General features: G+C 46.0%; 17 protein-coding genes. 10 read left to right on the forward strand and 7 right to left on the reverse strand.

The window, feature by feature from the left end; genetic code table 11:
- Positions 1-18: 18 nt before the first annotated feature.
- Positions 19-552, forward strand: a complete 534-nt coding sequence (locus ACN0QW_RS01680; protein ID WP_417428203.1) for a GNAT family N-acetyltransferase — start codon at positions 19-21, stop codon at positions 550-552.
- On the opposite strand, the gene ACN0QW_RS01685 is transcribed toward ACN0QW_RS01680, so the two are convergent.
- Genes ACN0QW_RS01685 through ACN0QW_RS01700 form a run of 4 tightly spaced genes read right to left on the reverse strand, consistent with a single transcriptional unit; the run spans position 549 to position 7,397 of the window.
- Positions 549-2,615: a hypothetical protein gene (locus ACN0QW_RS01685; protein ID WP_417428205.1), complete on the reverse strand. Its 2,067-nt coding sequence runs from the start codon at positions 2,613-2,615 to the stop codon at positions 549-551. The two genes, ACN0QW_RS01680 and ACN0QW_RS01685, sit on opposite strands and share 4 nt — an antisense overlap.
- Positions 2,612-5,371, reverse strand: a complete 2,760-nt coding sequence (locus ACN0QW_RS01690; RefSeq protein WP_417428207.1) for a DUF4159 domain-containing protein — start codon at positions 5,369-5,371, stop codon at positions 2,612-2,614. The genes ACN0QW_RS01685 and ACN0QW_RS01690 overlap by 4 nt, the downstream gene beginning before the upstream one ends.
- Positions 5,364-6,374 carry a DUF58 domain-containing protein gene (locus ACN0QW_RS01695; protein WP_417428209.1) on the reverse strand — a complete coding sequence of 337 codons (1,011 nt, stop codon included), beginning with the start codon at positions 6,372-6,374 and terminating at the stop codon, positions 5,364-5,366. Before ACN0QW_RS01695 ends, ACN0QW_RS01690 begins: the two co-directional genes overlap by 8 nt.
- Positions 6,375-6,383: 9 nt before the next feature.
- Positions 6,384-7,397, reverse strand: coding sequence for an AAA family ATPase (locus tag ACN0QW_RS01700; protein WP_299372274.1), 1,014 nt, complete (start codon positions 7,395-7,397; stop codon positions 6,384-6,386).
- A gap of 237 nt (positions 7,398-7,634) precedes the next feature.
- Between ACN0QW_RS01700 and ACN0QW_RS01705 the strand changes: the two genes are divergently transcribed.
- The 4 genes from ACN0QW_RS01705 (at position 7,635) to ACN0QW_RS01720 (ending at position 10,395) form a co-directional block, all read left to right on the forward strand.
- Positions 7,635-8,162: a DUF1285 domain-containing protein gene (locus tag ACN0QW_RS01705; RefSeq protein WP_417428211.1), complete on the forward strand. Its 528-nt coding sequence runs from the start codon at positions 7,635-7,637 to the stop codon at positions 8,160-8,162.
- A gap of 74 nt (positions 8,163-8,236) precedes the next feature.
- A complete protein-coding gene (locus ACN0QW_RS01710; protein ID WP_299372280.1) occupies positions 8,237-8,878 on the forward strand; it encodes a CoA pyrophosphatase in 642 nt (213 codons plus the stop codon).
- 6 nt (positions 8,879-8,884) lie between these two features.
- Entirely contained in the window at positions 8,885-9,175 is a 291-nt protein-coding gene (locus ACN0QW_RS01715) for a hypothetical protein (protein ID WP_417428213.1), read from the forward strand.
- Positions 9,175-10,395: a CCA tRNA nucleotidyltransferase gene (locus ACN0QW_RS01720; RefSeq protein WP_417428215.1), complete on the forward strand. Its 1,221-nt coding sequence runs from the start codon at positions 9,175-9,177 to the stop codon at positions 10,393-10,395. The genes ACN0QW_RS01715 and ACN0QW_RS01720 overlap by 1 nt, the downstream gene beginning before the upstream one ends.
- A gap of 6 nt (positions 10,396-10,401) precedes the next feature.
- Here ACN0QW_RS01720 and ACN0QW_RS01725 read toward each other — a convergent pair whose 3' ends face one another.
- The 3 genes from ACN0QW_RS01725 to ACN0QW_RS01735 all read right to left on the reverse strand — a co-directional run bounded on the left by ACN0QW_RS01725 (position 10,402) and on the right by ACN0QW_RS01735 (position 12,476).
- Positions 10,402-10,938: a GNAT family N-acetyltransferase gene (locus ACN0QW_RS01725; protein ID WP_417428217.1), complete on the reverse strand. Its 537-nt coding sequence runs from the start codon at positions 10,936-10,938 to the stop codon at positions 10,402-10,404.
- A 103-nt stretch (positions 10,939-11,041) separates the two neighbouring features.
- On the reverse strand, positions 11,042-11,941 hold the full coding sequence (gene hemF, locus ACN0QW_RS01730) for an oxygen-dependent coproporphyrinogen oxidase (RefSeq protein WP_299372292.1): 900 nt from the start codon (positions 11,939-11,941) through the stop codon (positions 11,042-11,044).
- Positions 11,942-11,999: 58 nt separating this feature from the next.
- Positions 12,000-12,476 (reverse strand): tRNA (cytidine(34)-2'-O)-methyltransferase, encoded by a 477-nt coding sequence (locus ACN0QW_RS01735; RefSeq protein WP_299372295.1) that lies wholly within the window; start codon positions 12,474-12,476, stop codon positions 12,000-12,002.
- A gap of 322 nt (positions 12,477-12,798) precedes the next feature.
- Between ACN0QW_RS01735 and petA the strand changes: the two genes are divergently transcribed.
- From petA to ACN0QW_RS01760, 5 genes are all read left to right on the forward strand, one after another.
- Complete coding sequence (petA, locus tag ACN0QW_RS01740; protein WP_299372298.1) at positions 12,799-13,353, forward strand: ubiquinol-cytochrome c reductase iron-sulfur subunit; 555 nt, start codon at positions 12,799-12,801, stop codon at positions 13,351-13,353.
- Between the two features lie 12 nt (positions 13,354-13,365).
- On the forward strand, positions 13,366-14,577 hold the full coding sequence (locus ACN0QW_RS01745) for a cytochrome b (RefSeq protein WP_417428221.1): 1,212 nt from the start codon (positions 13,366-13,368) through the stop codon (positions 14,575-14,577).
- A 14-nt stretch (positions 14,578-14,591) separates the two neighbouring features.
- A complete protein-coding gene (locus ACN0QW_RS01750) occupies positions 14,592-15,350 on the forward strand; it encodes a cytochrome c1 (protein WP_417428223.1) in 759 nt (252 codons plus the stop codon).
- Positions 15,351-15,553: 203 nt separating this feature from the next.
- Positions 15,554-16,417 carry a VOC family protein gene (locus ACN0QW_RS01755; protein WP_417428225.1) on the forward strand — a complete coding sequence of 288 codons (864 nt, stop codon included), beginning with the start codon at positions 15,554-15,556 and terminating at the stop codon, positions 16,415-16,417.
- 125 nt (positions 16,418-16,542) lie between these two features.
- The gene (locus ACN0QW_RS01760; RefSeq protein WP_417428227.1) at positions 16,543-17,052 is read left to right on the forward strand and encodes an HPP family protein; all 510 of its coding nucleotides are present in this window, start codon (positions 16,543-16,545) and stop codon (positions 17,050-17,052) included.
- The last annotated feature ends 96 nt before the right edge of the window (positions 17,053-17,148 follow it).

Raw genomic sequence — 17,148 nt, forward strand, 5'->3', positions numbered from 1 at the left:
ACTAATGCAGGATGTACCATGTGTGACTATACGATTACCCTTCAAAATTCTACGGATGAAGCACAGATTGATAAACTATTGGATTTGACGTTTGGCACTGAACGTAAATCCCGTCCTTCCTATAACTTTCGGTCTGGTGTGCCTGCAGTAACTGACTTAAGTTTTTCAGTACGTTCTTTTTCTGACAAGCTACTTGGAACGCTTCGCTTCTGGCCTGTTCTTGTTGGCGGCGAAACCGCTCTCCTTTTGGGGCCGTTGGCTGTGCAACCAGATTTACAGGGCAAGGGTATCGGAAAGGCTTTGGTTAAACATGGTCTGAATGAAGCATGTAAAATGGGTTATCGTTTATGCTTTGTTGTGGGGGAGCAGCCTTATTACGCACCTTACGGATTTGAACTCGCTAAACCTCAAGGTTTTGATATGTCAGTTCCTGTAAGCGCGGATAAATTTCAGGTCCTATCACTTCAGAATATACCTCTTGCGGGCCTGCCAAAAGGTGACTTGCTGCCTTGGGAAGATACTTGTGCAGAGCGAATTATTCAAAAAGTTTAGCGGCCTTCGCGATACCAAGCCCCGAATGCGGTTAAAAGTAACAAGGATAAGAAAATCCAGGGCGAAAGGAGAGGATGTCTTGTCGATCCGATCAGCTTCTCGGCTTTTTGTGCCTGCAATCCGGCCCAATCTTTTCCAGTGACAGAGCTCTCTCCCCGAACCAGACGTAGCTTTGGGGTGCTATCAGTCAGGGGATATATTCCCCCTTTGCTGGTTTTTATGATTGGGGAGAGATGTGATGGATCCGCTCGTACTCTTTCATGTTCGGGGCCGCTGAGTGCTTGTTGGGCGACGACCGTATGGATATTATCGTTAATTGTATAGAGGCCAGGTTCAGTTGCCTCTATCCTTGTTGAGGCGTAGCCATGCGTATCGGCTTTGAGTGTGGTCTCAGTTACTTTTCCTGATGGGTTGGTTATAGAAAGTGTGGCTTCTTTCTCTGACATACTCTGGCGGGTGATCGTAAGCTGTTGATCTTTTAACCGGGCCTTTAATATTTCTTCTTCTAATTCAGGTTCTTTCATGAGCCAGTGGACCAAACGTCGAATTAGTTCTGTTTGTGGCCCCCCGCCTTCGATATTTCGTCCCCATAACCAGATGTGGTCACTGGTTATCTGTGCGACACGTCCTGCTTCGTAATGATCCAGAATAAGTAAAGGGAGCTGATTGTTCCCAGTCATAAGGGTTGATCCACCTGTCGTATCTGTTTCAACCTGTCTGAACCAACGTCCCCACTGTGGTTTTTCATCGTGTGAAAGATTGGCTTTAGGCAGGCGTGCTGTTACAGGGTGGCGTAGCCCCATTTGTGTGATCAGCGGCTGAAAAGCTTGTTCAGATACTTTGCCCAGTGGTTCAGCAGGAAGAATGCTGCCCAAAGCTGTGTTGTAGAGCGACGCAGGTGAGGCATAGCCAGGACCGCCAACTTCTAAAAGAGCCCCCCCTTGTTTAACGTATCTTACGATATTGGTCAGGTAATGACTGGGCAGGAAGCCTTGGCGCTGGTATTGATCAAAAATGATCAGGTCGAAGTCTGCCAGCTTCACCTCGAATAGTTCGTGTATCGGAAAGGCAATCAGGGAAAGTTCTCTGATAGGGGTGCCATCTTGTTTGCTGGGGTGTCGTAGAATCGTAAAGTGGATGAGATCGACAGAAGGATCTTCTTTGAGAATATTCCGCCATGCGCGCTCACCGGGGTGGGGCTCACCTGAAATCAAAAGAACTTTTAGTCTGTCTCGAACGCCATTTGCGGTAAAAACAGCCTGATTATTGATCGGGGTGATTTCTTCATCCAAGGTCTCTGCCGTGATATCGAAAGTTGCTTCGCCCCGATTTTCCAGTGTTAGCTCATGCGTAATTGTCTGGTTAATTGGGGTTTCAAACTCTGCAACAACCTCACCATTTTTTCGTAATGTAATTGTTGCTGGGGTACCTGTTTTATTAATATTTTCGTCGATGACTTTAAATGAAAGTTCGGTTTTTTGATTTATAATCCCAAAGGCAGGGGCCTGTTCAATGACAATACGGCGATCCCCTTTGTCGGGATCACCTGTTAAAAACAAATGAAGGGGAATGTCTTGTGGAAACTGTGTTCCTTCCAGTGTTTTTGGAATGTCATGAATTTGCCCGTCCGAGATAATAATAATACCGGCCAGACGTTCTTTATCTTCAGCAGTTAGGTATATTTCTTCGAATAATTTAGTACCGTTTTCAGCGTCACCGTTAATTTGGATCGTTTTAAGGATAAGATCTGACCGTTGATTAACTTGTTCATGCAGCGAGGTTAGCGCATTAGCAGCTTGGCTTTTTCGCTTGCCGTAGCTCATTGATTGACTGTTGTCTACAATGGCGAGAACGAGTTCTGGCAAAGCCTCACTGACTTCTTTGTGCAGGCTGGGATTTGCTAAAAAAACAGTAATAATCGCCAAGAAGAAAGCTCTGAATTCTCCGCCCTTACTTTTGAGGAAAAAGAGGGAAAGTATTGAAAACAGTGCAAAGCCGATGATCACATAGATCATCCAAAGGGGAACGAGAGGCTGCCATTCTATTCCGTAACTAGAGATCATTGACCTAACCTCTCTAGAATATGGGGAATGTGAACCTGATCCTCTTTGTAGTTACCCGTTAATGCGTACATAACCAGATTAATACCAAACCGATAGGCGAGTTCTCGTTGACGTTCCCCGCCTCGTACCATGGCATAGAGAGGGTGCCCCTGCCCATTTATGGCCCAGGCGCGGGACCAGTCATTTGATCCGATCAAAATTCTCGCAACACCGTCATTCCGATAGGGGTCCGTACTTTCCGTCCAAAAATCACGGTTATTATTACGGCCGGGGAAGCTTTCCAGAAGGTAAAAAGAACGTGTGATCACGTGACCAGCAGGCACAGGCTCCATTTGTGGGATATTTATCTCATCCGTCAGCATCTGCAGGTATTGGGCATTCCCCTGTGACCCCAATGCAGAGTTCAGGGTGTTTGAAGCTTCGCGCAGGTCAAACAAAATTAACCCGCCATTGCTGATGTACTCATTCAGTTGTCGTTTGCCCCGCGTAGTCAACGGTTCTTGAAGCGCAGTTATTGGCCAGTAGAGGAAGGGATAAGGTGAGATTTGGTCTCGGTCTAAATCCACGCCTGTAACTCTGACATTTTCAACGGCAGTACGTCTGTGCAATTGGAGTGAGAGACCGGCTAACCCAGAATGACTGTCAGAATCGACTTTGTTATCCCCAGTAATAATATAGGCAAGATAGGTGTTCAGTGTTGCTTCAATACCTTGTCTGTCTAATGGTTCTTTGACGTCTTGTGCTGTCGCCTTATGAGAAGGTGTCAGGATCATGGAAAGCAAAAGAAGCAGAATAACAGCGACAGGTCTGCCGATAGCGATATTTGAGAGCAATCCTCTGAGCCATAGGGTCAGCGCTTGATCTAAAAGGAATAGGGTAAGGGCGATGAAAAGCAAAGGAACTTGGAGCGAACTTTCTTTCCTGGATTCATAAATTTGCCGATCGTCGGCTTGAAAGTCATTTTTTTGAATGTTTGGCAAATTGCCTGCCAAGTTTACAGCTTTTTGCCTTTTGTCTTTGCCATAGTATCCAGGGGGCATTTTCGGACCAATATTCTGTGCTGAGATCTCTTTGTTTTGAGCTGCATCCAGTGTAAAGGAAGAATTTTCTATGGGAATAAGGTTGCCATAGGCATCTAGTATATCATGCATAGGAAGTTTACTGTCTGATGCATTGGTTGCGCCAACACCCTGACCAAACTGTAAGATACGCCTCAGAATATCAACAAATGAGCCCGACAAAGCCAGATTAGACCAGCGCGTGTTTGATGAGGTGTGTACCAATACTATCATGCCTTCCCCATGACTGTCTGCTGTGACAAGTGGAGTGCCATCCTGAAGTCTTGCCCATGTGTGGCTATCCAGTTCCGGCGTAGGTTGAGCTAGCAACTGGCCGGATACCGTTATTTCTGTGTTGTGAGGGAGGCCAAAAAACGGGCTGCTCTTGTCAAACGTTTCAAGGGTAAGTGGCTGTTCCCATGTTAAATTTCCTTCCAGGTTTCTATAGCCACTGCGGAGGGGTACGGGAATAAACTTGTCCCTTTTCTCTGCCAGATTAGGGCCGGAAAATCTTAAAAGAAGTCCGCCTTGGTTAATCCACTGATTGAGTGTTTCTTCGTCATCAGAAGGGATGCTTTCTTTATCTGTTAAAACAATGGTTGAAAGTTCTCGAGACAACAGTTCTTTCACAGATCCGTATCTGACGTCCGTAAACAGGCTTAAAGCCCGTTGAAGATAGTAGTGCTCACCAAGAAGGGATTTGTTATCCTTTTGGCCTGCCGCTGTAAGAATTCCGACAGGGAAACGATAATTACTCTGATCAAGCAAGAAGGTTGTTGCTGCGGTATTCTTTCCCACAATCATTACCTTTTGTGCCTTGTTATAAAGCTCATTGGGCATGTTAATGGTTACTGAAACAGCTTTCTCACTTTTAGCAAACGTAATATTTTCTGAAGCCAGTATTTCATTCTTGTCTGAAAGGACTGCTACCCGTTCTTTGGTTTCTGGACCCTCGAAGCCACGTTCTACGGTTATCTTCAATCCACTTCTGTCGGGGGTTATGTTCGTAATCCATAGTGGAAGATTCTCATCGGGCGGAAGATAAATCTCTGATGTGGCAAAAGGTATGTATCGTTCTAATGTTTCGTTTGTTTGTGATGTAGAGAGCAACCCGTTAGAAAGCCATAAAACTTTGAGAGGATGATAACGTTCAAGTTCTTCTTCGACTTGTTTTAGGGCGCCTTGCAGGTCAGATTGCCAGCTTTGGATTGACGAGAGCTGTTCAAAATTGGTTAAAAGATTTTCGGGATTTTTGAAACCTGAAAAATGATACTGTCCGGTCGTGTCTTTTGCGGTAGTCAAAACAGCTACTTGTTTATTGCTACCATTATTTTGTTCAAGAACAGAGCGCAACGTTGCAAGCTGTTTGGTCCAGCTGTTTGTTGAGGCCCAGTCATTATCCAACAAAACAAGTGTGTTGTAGTTGTTATCGGTTCGCTTTACAGGGGCATATATGGGTTCGGATAGGGCTAGAATAAGAATAACTAAAATCAATATTCTAAGGAGAATAAGCCACCAAGCTGTCTTTTGAGGTTTGGAGGTTGATCCTTGTAAACCCAAGAGAAGTCGCAATGCTGGAAATGTAATTTTTTTTGGCGCAGGTGGCGTTATACGTAGAATCAGCCAAACAACAGGGAGCGTGATGAGGCCAAGTAAGAGCCACGGATTTAAAAATCCTATGATTCCTAAATCAAGCATGCTCTGACCCCACATTTCCTCCGCTTGTTTCTGGTTCACTTTCGGTGTGGTTTGGGCTTTCTCCCCTAGTTTGTGTGGAAGCATTCTGACGCTCAGAGATGCTTCGGTAGAGGGTCAAAAGTGTTGATTCCGGTGATTTATCTGTTGTGTGGAGGATGTGGTTCCACCCCCATTTTTTGACGAGACGGGACAGGTCTTTGTTATGCGCCCTGATACGATCGATATAGAGATCACGGATAGATTCAACATCAGAATGTAAGAGCTCGCCGTCCCCATCCGGTTGTTGAAATTTCACTCGTCCTGTGTAGGGTAGGTTCATTTCTGCAGGGTCGAGAACTTGCACCAGCCAAACACGAAGGTTTTTGTGCGCAAGATTTGCAAAGACTTGCTTCTGTTCGGATAAGGGGGTGAGAAAATCTGAGAAACATACAACAGCAGCGTTTTGAGCAAAACGATGACCTTGAGGGAGTTCATATTCGGGATGCTTACCTTCGTTGTTTTTACGTTCTAAATTTTGATTTTCCAGCTGTTGCGCGATGGTATAAAGATTTTTTCTGGAATTTGAAGGGGGGATGCCCGCGCCGGCCAGTGCGACTTTTTCGCCACCTCGAATGAGAAGCTGTGCAAGTGCTAGGCTAAGAACTGAAGCTCGATGTTTTTTTGTTACCAGTTTTTTGTCAGAAGCCCAATCCATTCCAGGGGCAGTGTTATTCCATAGCCATAAGCTTTGGGCCGATTCCCATTCTTTTTGACGGATAAAAATACCTGCATTTTCAGAATTAGGGTCAGACTTGGCGGAACGACGCCAATCAATTTTACGCGGGGAATCCCCAGGACTATAGTGCCTGTATTGCCAGAACTCATCACCTTGTCCGACATGGCGTCTTCCATGCGCCCCTTGGAAAACTGTTGCGGCAACACGTTCTGCTTCAATCAGAAGAGGGGGAAGTGTTGCAGAAAGCTTCTCTGCAGAAGATTCTATTGATGGAGCCCGTTTGTACATATTAACCCTCTAGTTCAGGGGGGCGATAAGGCGCTTAATAATCTTTGATACGGTTATGCCTTCGGCTCTGGCTGTGAAGTCCAGATGAATTCTGTGTCTTAAAACCGGTGCAGCCAAAGCTATCACATCATCTAGTGAGGGGCTTAATCTTCCTTGTAACAGGCATCGCGCTTTACTGGCCATCATCAAGGCTTGACTGGCACGTGGTCCGGGCCCCCAAGCGACGAACTGTTTTACAAAATCATCTTCTGTTTCTTCAGGGCGGCCATTTCTAACCAGCGATAAAATTCCCTCTAAAACATCTTCGCCGACAGGAATTTCCCTGACCAGCTTTTGTGCCGCAAGAAGCTCACGTGCTGTTAAAATGCCTTCTGCTTGGGGTTCGCTTGTTCCGGTCGTGGCAAGAAGCATCTGTTTTTCAGCTTCTCTGTCAGGATAGCCGACATAGATCTCTAAAAGAAATCTATCAAGCTGCGCTTCTGGGAGAGGGTAGGTTCCTTCCTGCTCTAGGGGGTTCTGTGTTGCCAGAACGTGAAAAGGAGAGGGTAATTTGTGGCTTTGCCCGGCGACGGTGACAGTATGTTCTTGCATTGCTTGTAACAGGGCTGACTGAGTTCTGGGGCTGGCACGGTTGATTTCATCGGCCATTAGAAGTTGAGAGAAAACAGGCCCCTGAATAAAGCGGAAAGATCTTCGACCATCGTCGTCTTCTTCCAGGACCTCTGAACCAATGATATCTGATGGCATTAGGTCGGGTGTACATTGAATACGTTTTTCCTGTAAGCCAAAGACGATACCAAGATTTTCGACCAATCTGGTTTTCGCTAGTCCCGGTGCCCCGACGAGCAGGCCGTGACCTCCGGCTAATAAGGTGATTAAGACTTGCTCAATGACATCTTCTTGCCCGAAGACAACTTTTCCTAGATTTTCATTGAGTTGTGCAAGGCGAGTGCAGAGTTGATCTGCCTGTAAGGTTAGGTCTTCGGATAATGTTGTACTCGGATTTCTATCCGTAGTGTCCATTTTATTTCCTCTTTTGACTTAACTTCAAATATATCGCTGCCTAAGTGTTTGGACGATGCCCGTATCTGTGTTGTTGACCACAATCCTAGGCCATTGCCCAGATGTATCCTATGGTAGTATACATTTGTTCTTTGACGCATTCATTAACACCTTGGTTATAATGAACTTAAAACAAGCGTTTGCATAGTTATATCCGATCAATCAACAGTGATCTCTTGCTTATAGGGCCACAAAAAGATGACAGATTGTAGTGACTCGCCAGATAAAAGCGATTTAGCAGAAGCTGCTCGTAAGTTACCGATAACCAGTGATGTTGATATGCGTATAGACCGTAATGGCACTTGGTTTCATGAAGGCCGGGAAATTGAGCGGAAGGCCTTGGCGCGATTATTTTCGACTGTTCTTAAACGTGATGAGAGGGGCGAATATTGGTTGGTGACGCCAGCAGAAAAAGCCCAGATCGTTGTCGAAGACGTTCCCTTTACGATTGTTGAACTTAAAAATGGTGGTCAGGGTAAGGAACAGGTTCTCTCATTTCGAAGCAATATGGATCAGTGGTTTGATCTGGATAAGGATCATCCGATTCGAATTGATTATAAAGATGAAAGTGGCGAGCCCTCACCCTATATATTGGTAAGGCAGAATCTAGAGGCCCGTATCTTACGTGCCGTTTATTATCAGTTGATGGATTTAGCTGAAATAAAGGGCAGTGAAATCGGCGTATGGAGCTCAGGGGTATTTCATCTGCTGGGGAAGGTTGAATAACCGTACCCAATATCAGTCTATTATTATAGAAAAGGACGGTACAAAGCGTGGGTTTGAATTGGACATCTCAGAGATTGACACAGATTTTTGCACAGCAAAAAGCCGTGCCATCAGGGCAAGATAGCACGCGAGGTGATCATGACTTAAACCCGGGATTTTTTGATCCGACGCGGAATAAAACCGCCGCCGCTGTTGTTGTCCCTCTTGTCGAGAGAGAAGACGGGTTTACAGTTCTCCTAACAAAACGAACAGATCATCTTCATGATCATGCGGGGCAGGTCAGTTTCCCGGGGGGACGTGTTGATCCCACAGACAAAAACCATTGTGATACCGCCTTGCGAGAACTGGAGGAAGAGGTCGGTCTTCCCCGTAAACATGTTAGCATTATTGGGGAGCTGGATACTTATGTGACCCGTACAGGATTTGTGATCACACCTGTCGTTGGTCTTATTAAACCACCTTTTCCTGTTGAGCCGGACAGTTTTGAAGTTGCTGAAGTGTTTGAAGTTCCTTTGAATTTCTTTTTAGCCCCTGAAAGCCGCCAACGCCATTTTCGAGAATTTGAAGGTTATCGTCGATATTATTATGCTTTTCCCTTTAATGACTATTTTATTTGGGGGGCGACGGCGGGCATGTTGGTAAACTTGTGCGAGGTTCTAAGCCTTAATCAGAACAATAATTTTTCTAATAATCATATAACTTGTAATGGGGAATAACAGCAAATGCTGACCAGACTACTTCTAATCCTTTTGCCAATTCTGTTGCCGTTTGCTCTTTATCTTGCCTATTACCTTGTAACAAGAAGAGCCCGCTCTGAATCAGAAGGGGCAATGCGTGAAGAAGATTTGCCCTGGATAGAACGGGGGCCTTGGGCTTGGCTATTTTTAAGCGGTGTTGTTCTTGCAGGTATTGCGATGGGAATTTTCTTTTCAAATTCCGGCCCTGCCCCGGGGGACAATCTTGTGCCGCCGAGTTACCAGCCAAAAGTTCTGGATAATACAGATATTGATTGATGACAGTGACGTACAAGTTAGAGAATCAGCGGTGGATGCTGACAGAAGAAACTCAACAGGTGATGCAAGCCTTATCTGCTAAGGGGCAAGACGTTCGTTTTGTCGGCGGTTGTGTGCGCGATGCCATGCTGGGACGTGAAATCAAGGACATTGACATTGCAACACCTGATCACCCGGAAAGGGTAATCAAGCTATTAGAGGCCGCAAATATCAAAGCGATACCGACGGGGCTTGATCACGGAACGATTACGGCCGTCTGCAATCATCAGGCTTTTGAAATCACAACATTGCGGGTTGATGTCGAAACGGATGGCCGTCATGCAACTGTGGCCTTCACAGATAATTGGGAAGAAGATGCTGCCCGCCGCGATTTGACGATGAATGCCTTGTCTTGCCGCCTGGATGGGACGGTGTTTGACCCTTTTGGCGGGATTGAGGACCTCAAAGAACGTCGCGTTAGATTTGTTGGTGAGGCAGAAACTCGCATCGAAGAAGATGCACTCAGATTACTACGGTTTTTCCGATTTCAAGCGTGGTACGGTACGGATGTTTTTGATGAGGAAGGTGTAACGGCAACCAAGTCAAAAAAACATATGCTCGAAGGTTTGTCTGCGGAACGTATTCATAGCGAGTTAATGAGGCTTCTGTCGGCACCAAACCCCATACCCGTTATAAATGTTATGCTGGAAAATCAGATTTTTTCTCCCTTTCTACCCGAAGTTCTTTCCGGTGATTGTTTGGCACGGTTTATACCGCTGGAAGGTCGTAAAGATCCTCTTGTTCGGTTGGTTGCTTTATTAGAAGGGGGTGAGGTCAAAGATAAAGTTACCATTCCCGATCGGTTACGGTTTTCAACCGCAGAAAAACAACATTTTATCTCTTTGATAAAGCCTGAGTACGAAATTGATTCTGTTACGGATGAAATGCTGTTTAAAGAAGCTCTCTATCGTATTGGTGCTGGGCTGGTCTCGGACCTTCTCCGTTTGCAAATGGCAAGAGATGGCGAAGATTTCAAAAGTGAAAGTGCTCTGTACCGTGCAAAGGTTGTCGAGGGCTGGCGCCCGGTTTTCTTCCCTCTACAAGGGCGCGACCTTATTCAAGCAGGGGTCGAGCCGGGACCAAAAATGGGGCGGCTGCTAAAGACGACGGAAGACTGGTGGATTGGACAATCGTTTCAGCCTGATCAAGACGAGTGTTTGGCTTACGCTTTGAAGGTTTAGCCTAGATTATAAGGTTGTTTTTCTCGATATATAGTATTTGGTTTCCGGCAGGTCTTCAGACACCTTGATTATTTTTTCAAATACCAGACCAATTTTTTCAAGTACTTTGGCTGACCCTACATTATCGGGATTAACGATGCCGACAATTTTCTCTATTCCTAACTGAGTTTGCCCGTACTCTAGAACAGCGCTAGCTGCTTCGACGGCGTACCCTTTTGAGCAATATTCTGGAAGAAGGGCATAGCCAATATCGGGGTCATCGAGCCCATCGCGTTTGACCAGTCCGCACATACCGATTGAAGCTTTGCCCTCTTTCAAGACAACCACGTAGAGGCCAAAGCCGTTTTCGCGATAACTGGTGACGGGGCCTGAATTAATGTAATCGCAAGCTTGGTCCAGTGTTCTGACTTCTTTGTCGACAATGTTTTTAATAAAAGCAGGATCATTCAAAAGACGTAGAATAAACGGAGCGTCAGCTTCGCCAATTTCCCTAACGATCAGACGATCTGTTTCCAATATAATCTTTTGCGGTACCGATAACATAAGAAGGTTCCTTCAAATGATTTGATATTTTCTTTTGGTCTTAATTTCAGGTGGCAGGCTTAGCTATTCCCGGGCTTCAAAGGGGGCGGTACTTCAGAGGATGCTATGGCCAAGCTGCCTCTGGTGGCATAGACATCAGGATTGCTTCGACATTTCCGCCCGTCTTGAGGCCAAACATGGTGCCGCGATCGTAAAGCAGGTTGAATTCTGCATAGCGCCCTCGGCGGAAAAGTTGATGTTTTCGTTGCTCGTCGTTCCAATCCTTATGCATATGACGGCGCACAATCTGTGGATATATATCCAAGAATGCTCGGCCCACATCCTGTGTAAAGGCAAAGTCTGCATCCCAATTTCCGGTATTCAGGTAATCATAGAAAATACCACCGACACCACGGGCTTCATTCCTGTGGGGAATATAGAAATATTCGTCACACCATTCTTTGAATACAGGGAAGAAACCCGGATTGTGTTTGTCACAGGCATCTTTGTAAGCCCTGTGAAAGTCATGGGTGTCATGATCGACGGGATACATAGGATTTAAATCGCCGCCACCGCCAAACCAGCTGGTGGTCGTGACGATATGGCGCGTGTTCATGTGCACTGCTGGCACGAGTGGGGAGTGCATATGGGCAACAAGGGATATACCACTGGCCCAGAATCTCGGATCTTTATCTGCGCCGGGAATACGTTTGGAAAACTCGTCGCTGAATTCCCCCATGACCGTGGATATATTGACGCCGACCTTTTCAAATACGCGCCCATGCATGATGGACATTTCACCACCGCCACCACCGTCGCGATCCCACTGCTTTCTTTCAAAACGGCCTGCATCAGGCTCGCCAAGCTTTGCCAGTACCGTACCGGAGAGTTCGTCCTCCAGCCGTTCGAACTCGGCACAAATGCTATCCCTGAGTTGTCTGAACCAACGCTGAGCCTGCTCTTTATGATCTTCGGGCGCGTTGTGATTCGGGAAAGGACATGTCGGATCTTGCCGTTGGTACATCTGTTGCTCTTACGGTTACGGTGTTTTTGGGCGAGGCTGTAATAAGATAGTAATAACGTTATACGGTGCTTGGGACTGGAAATCCACCTGTCTGTCGCAGAGCTTCACCCAGAACCATCGCAGCCGATACAGCAATGTTCAGGGAACGAACGCCAGTCGCCATCGGGATGAGAACAGAATGGTCAACCGCCTGATGCACATCGTCAGGAACGCCGGCTGATTCTCTGCCAAGCATAAGTATATCGTCGGGTTGGAAGCTAAAATTTGTGTAAGGCTTGGCGGCTTTCGTTGATAGTAGGATCAAACGCTTTGGTTGTGTGCTTTCCAGTCGACTATGATTAAAAGCATCCCAGGATGTGTGGCGAACAAGTTCGGTTTGATCCAGATAGTCCATGCCGGATCGTTTCATGCGTTTGTCATTGAGAACAAAACCACAGGGTTCGATAATGTCGACTGCGACATCAAGGCAGGCAGCCATTCGAAGCATTGTTCCTGTGTTTTGTGGAATGTCCGGTTGGTAAAGAGCAAGACGCATGCTGTTCATCTCTATAATGAGGTAAAGATATAGCTATAAATGTGGGCCATAAATACGGAAGTGACGGAAAAAACGTTATTTTCCTGTCCGACTCACACTTAGAGTCTTTGCCTTTCTATGACAAATCCTTTATATCCCTGTCACTAAATATAGGACTAGTCCTAAGTGCGACAGGATGTCACATCCGTTCTTGCATCCTGCGATGCTTAGATGGGGGCGCAATTAGGGTTGGACAAGGGCAATGGCCCAAAAATCCTGTATCGTATCGCAGCTCTTTGTTTTAGAGTTGTAAGCTTGAGAGATGAAAATAGGGATTACACAAATGGCAGACGGCGCGAATCCTGAAAGTTCCGCCCAAGGGTCCGGTGAGACCCGGCGTGAATTTCTGTACCTGACGGCCGGGGCTATGACCGTTGTCGGGGCTGCTGGTGCAATATGGCCGATGATTGATTCTATGAATCCTTCGGCGGATGTTCTGGCTCTATCTTCTACTGAGGTAGATTTGTCACCGATCGAAGAAGGTCAGTCCGTAACCATTACCTGGCGCGGTAAACCTGTGTTTATCAGACGTCGTGGAGCTGAGGAAATTGCCGGTGCTGAGGAAACTCCGCTAGCTGATCTTCCTGATCCACAGACGGATGAAGATCGTGTGGAAAAACCTGAGTGGCTTATTCTAGTTGGTGTTTGTACGCACCTTGGATGTGTTCCACTTGGTCAGAAGACTGGTGAATCACGGGGTGATTATGGCGGATGGTTCTGTCCTTGCCATGGTTCACACTATGATACATCCGGGCGTATTCGTAAGGGGCCAGCTCCGAAGAACTTGGAAGTGCCGCCTTATGTCTTCTTGACTGACAACTCTATCAAGATCGGCTAGGGGGAACAGGTCATGAGTTTTAAAACAAATAATAAAGTCGTCCAGTGGGTTGAGGATCGTCTGCCTCTAATCTCTATGGGACATCACACCCTTTATGAATACCCAATGCCAAAGAACTTGAATTATCTTTGGAACTTTGGGTCACTAGCCGGATTTGCTCTGGTTACAATGATCGTAACGGGTATCATTCTCGCGATGCAATACACCGCACATGTTGATATGGCGTTCAATTCTGTTGAACGTATCATGCGCGATGTGAATAACGGTTGGTTGATCCGTTATATTCATATGAACATGGCATCGTTTTTCTTTATTGCTGTGTATATCCACATGATGCGTGGACTGTACTACGGATCTTATAAAGCGCCACGCGAACTTCTTTGGCAGCTGGGTGTTGTTATCTTCTTGTTGATGATGGCCACTGCGTTCATGGGATACGTTCTTCCATGGGGGCAAATGAGCTTCTGGGGTGCGACAGTTATTACGAACCTTTTCTCAGCTATTCCGGTTGTTGGTGAAAATATCGTTACCTGGCTTTGGGGTGGTTTCTCTGTTGATAATCCAACACTGAACCGTTTCTTTGCGCTGCATTATCTGTTGCCATTCATTATCGTTGCTGTTGTTGTTCTTCACATTGTTGCCCTTCACACTGTGACATCGAACAACCCGCTCGGTATCGATATGAAAGGTCCACAGGACAGCCTGACATTCCAGCCTTATTACACCATTAAAGATCTGTTCGGTCTTGGTGTTTTCTTGATACTGTTTGCTGGGTTCTTATTCTGGGCACCAAACTATATGGGGCACCCGGATAACTACATTCCTGCGAACCCGCTATCGACACCTGCGCATATTGTTCCAGAATGGTACTTCCTGCCTTTCTACGCAATTTTGCGTGCGGTTCCTGATAAGCTTGGTGGCGTTCTTGCCATGTTCGGTGCGATTGCCGTTCTGTTTGTTTTACCGTGGTTGGATCGTTCCAAAATTCGTAGCTGTAAGTTCCGTCCTGTTGCTCGGGTCTTCTTCTGGATCTTCCTTATCAATGGCCTCTTCCTTGGTTACCTTGGTGGTAAGCCCGCTGAAGGTTGGTACGTTGTTGCAAGTCAGATCGCGACTGCCTACTACTTCTTCCACTTCTTGATATTGCTGCCTGTTATTCTGCCGATGATTGAACGTCCGCGCGAATTACCAAGCTCTATCCATGAAGCTGTATTGAAATCTTGAGAGAGGAACGACTAATGAAGAAAATTCTGTCTGGCCTCTTTGCTGCGGCCCTTGGCTTTGCAACAGTTCCTGCTAATGCAGCAGGAGATGCTGTTCCATTGCCAGATTATGAATGGAGCTTTGATGGTGTTTTTGGCACTTATGACAAAGCTTCGCTGCAACGTGGATTCCAAGTTTACAAAGAAGTTTGCTCTGGATGTCATTCACTTGACTTGATCGCGTTCCGTAACTTGACTGATCTCGGGTACAATGTTGATGAGATCAAAGCAATTGCGTCTGAATATACAGTTGAAGACGGGCCGAATGACGAAGGCGAAATGTTTGAACGCAACGCAATTGCGTCCGATTATTTCCCGTCACCATTCCCTAACGAAAAAGCTGCGGCGGCATCAAACGGCGGTAAAGCCCCACCTGATCTTTCGCTAATGGCAAAAGCTCGTGTCGGCGGTCCAAGTTTTGTGCGTGCGTTGTTGACAGGCTATGAAGATGCGCCAGAAGGTTTCGAGACTGGTGATCTGAGCTACAACAAGTATTTCCCTGGTCATCTGATTGCAATGGCACCGCCACTTTCAGAAGATGCTGTGGAATATGGCGATGGCACTACGGCGACTGTTGATCAAATGGCAGCGGATGTCAGCCACTTCTTGATGTGGGCGGCTGAACCAAAGCTTGAAGCGCGTAAGAATACAGGCGTGAAAGTTATGATCTTTCTGATTATTTTCACACTGGTTATGTATGCTGCAAAGCGTAAGGTATTTGCTAAAGTTCACTAAGACATCGTCTTGGTTTGCAAAAAAGGCTGCTCAGTTAGAGCAGCCTTTTTTGTGTCGTTCCTGGTGTTTCCTTGATGAATGTATCAGTGTGAAAATAACAGATGGAATATATCTGGCAGATAAGGAAGATTCCTATATCGTTGTGAATGGAGTAGGCTAAAGCAGCCGAGTAATACCTGCTGAATAATCTTAAGGAAAATTGAATGCTATTCAGTTCGTCTCTCAAGGGGATTGATCACCTGTTGATTGGTGTGCAGCAGTTGGAAGAGGCACGTCATCATTACCTTCGTCTAGGGTTTCGGCTAACACCCCGGGGGCGTCATATTGGTTGGGGAACGGCCAACTACTGCATTATGTTCCCGGATGATTATCTGGAACTCATTGGTATCGTGGATAAAAATCAGGATACCAATGGACTGGATGTTTTTCTTGAAAATGGTGAGGGTGGATTAGGCCTTGCATTTAGAAGTGAAGATATAGGGCAGACGGCTGCTTGTTTAAAAGAAGAGGGGGTTCCTATTGACGGCCCCAAGGATTTGAAACGCATACTCGAACTTGAACACGGTGATGTCATGCCTGCCTTTGAGATTTTGCGATATGATAATCAGGTTAGTCCTAAAATATCTTCTTTTGTTTGTGACCACAAAACACCAGATGTGGTGTGGCAAAGCCAGTGGCTTTCACATGCAAATGGTGCCCGTGGTATCAAACGGGTGGTTTATGTAACCCCAAACCCGAGCGATGTGATTACCAAGTATTCCGAGTTTTTTGGTGCAGACGCGGTTGTTGTTACAGATGGGTGTATTGATGTTTATGTTGGTGAGCGTAAACAAGTTTTACGGTTTATTGCGCCTGAAGATATTAGCCGCTTTTATCCGGGTGTAGAGCCAAACGATGGCGCAGCTGACGGCTATATGATTGCCTTTCATCTTTGGGCAGAGGATTTAAAGGTCACACAGGCTTATTTTGATCAATATAGGGTAAGTTACCAAAGAGAAGGTGGTTCGCGTGTCAGGCTACAGAAAAATGATGCTTGTGGGGTTGTTCTCGCCTTCGATGCACTCTAATAACATTCTTTCTTTTTAGATTATCGTTTCAATTCGTAAATCTGATGATGCGATAACAATATAAAAATAGAACGATCGGTACACTTTCCTTATATCCAACACTGGATAAAATTTGGGTCTATGTGATGAAAAATTACCTTACGAAGTATCGGGGAAGGGGAGCTGCCGTTCCTGCAATTCCCACTGTTAGTCATATCTGGTGGAGCTGGCTTGGGGCTATGGTTGCAATTGGTGCTATTGCTTGGCTAACTGATCAGGCTGGCGCTTTGTTTTTCATGGCACCATTTGGAGCAAGCTGTGTATTGGTTTTTGGCGTGCCTAATAGCCCTTTGGCTCAACCGCGTAGTCTTATTCTTGGTCATCTGATTGCAGCATTAATAGGGTTGCTTGTTCTTGACGCGCTTGGGGCGAACTGGTTTTCGATGGGAGTCGCTGTTGCAACTGCAATTGCCTTCATGCAGCTAACGCGAACGTTGCACGCTCCAGCTGGTGCAACGCCGCTTGTGATTATGCTTGAAGGGGCCGATTGGTCGTTTGTTTTTACACCAGTACTAAGTGGTGCATTTATAATTCTGTTTGTCGGTTTGATCACTAACAATTTATCGCGAAACAGGTCTTATCCTGAATACTGGTAGTTGCGTGGATGTTATAGGGTGTTTCCAGCAATTTCAGGCATAAAAAAAAGGCGGTATTTTCTACCGCCTTTTTTTATTCATCAATTGCTAAAATAG

Origin of the sequence: Kiloniella sp., assembly GCF_048259265.1 — a bacterium.
GTDB lineage: Bacteria > Pseudomonadota > Alphaproteobacteria > Kiloniellales > Kiloniellaceae > Kiloniella.

Excerpts from the sequence above, each read along its gene's own strand:
- ACN0QW_RS01680 (WP_417428203.1), top strand. The coding sequence starts at position 19 with ATGTGTGACTATACGATTACCCTTCAAAATTCTACGGATGAAGCACAG.
- ACN0QW_RS01685 (WP_417428205.1), bottom strand. The coding sequence starts at position 2,615 with ATGATCTCTAGTTACGGAATAGAATGGCAGCCTCTCGTTCCCCTTTGG.
- ACN0QW_RS01690 (WP_417428207.1), bottom strand. The coding sequence starts at position 5,371 with ATGCTTGATTTAGGAATCATAGGATTTTTAAATCCGTGGCTCTTACTT.
- ACN0QW_RS01695 (WP_417428209.1), bottom strand. The coding sequence starts at position 6,374 with ATGTACAAACGGGCTCCATCAATAGAATCTTCTGCAGAGAAGCTTTCT.
- ACN0QW_RS01700 (WP_299372274.1), bottom strand. The coding sequence starts at position 7,397 with ATGGACACTACGGATAGAAATCCGAGTACAACATTATCCGAAGACCTA.
- ACN0QW_RS01705 (WP_417428211.1), top strand. The coding sequence starts at position 7,635 with ATGACAGATTGTAGTGACTCGCCAGATAAAAGCGATTTAGCAGAAGCT.
- ACN0QW_RS01715 (WP_417428213.1), top strand. The coding sequence starts at position 8,885 with ATGCTGACCAGACTACTTCTAATCCTTTTGCCAATTCTGTTGCCGTTT.
- ACN0QW_RS01720 (WP_417428215.1), top strand. The coding sequence starts at position 9,175 with ATGACAGTGACGTACAAGTTAGAGAATCAGCGGTGGATGCTGACAGAA.
- ACN0QW_RS01725 (WP_417428217.1), bottom strand. The coding sequence starts at position 10,938 with ATGTTATCGGTACCGCAAAAGATTATATTGGAAACAGATCGTCTGATC.
- hemF (WP_299372292.1), bottom strand. The coding sequence starts at position 11,941 with ATGTACCAACGGCAAGATCCGACATGTCCTTTCCCGAATCACAACGCG.
- ACN0QW_RS01735 (WP_299372295.1), bottom strand. The coding sequence starts at position 12,476 with ATGCGTCTTGCTCTTTACCAACCGGACATTCCACAAAACACAGGAACA.
- petA (WP_299372298.1), top strand. The coding sequence starts at position 12,799 with ATGGCAGACGGCGCGAATCCTGAAAGTTCCGCCCAAGGGTCCGGTGAG.
- ACN0QW_RS01745 (WP_417428221.1), top strand. The coding sequence starts at position 13,366 with ATGAGTTTTAAAACAAATAATAAAGTCGTCCAGTGGGTTGAGGATCGT.
- ACN0QW_RS01750 (WP_417428223.1), top strand. The coding sequence starts at position 14,592 with ATGAAGAAAATTCTGTCTGGCCTCTTTGCTGCGGCCCTTGGCTTTGCA.
- ACN0QW_RS01755 (WP_417428225.1), top strand. The coding sequence starts at position 15,554 with ATGCTATTCAGTTCGTCTCTCAAGGGGATTGATCACCTGTTGATTGGT.
- ACN0QW_RS01760 (WP_417428227.1), top strand. The coding sequence starts at position 16,543 with ATGAAAAATTACCTTACGAAGTATCGGGGAAGGGGAGCTGCCGTTCCT.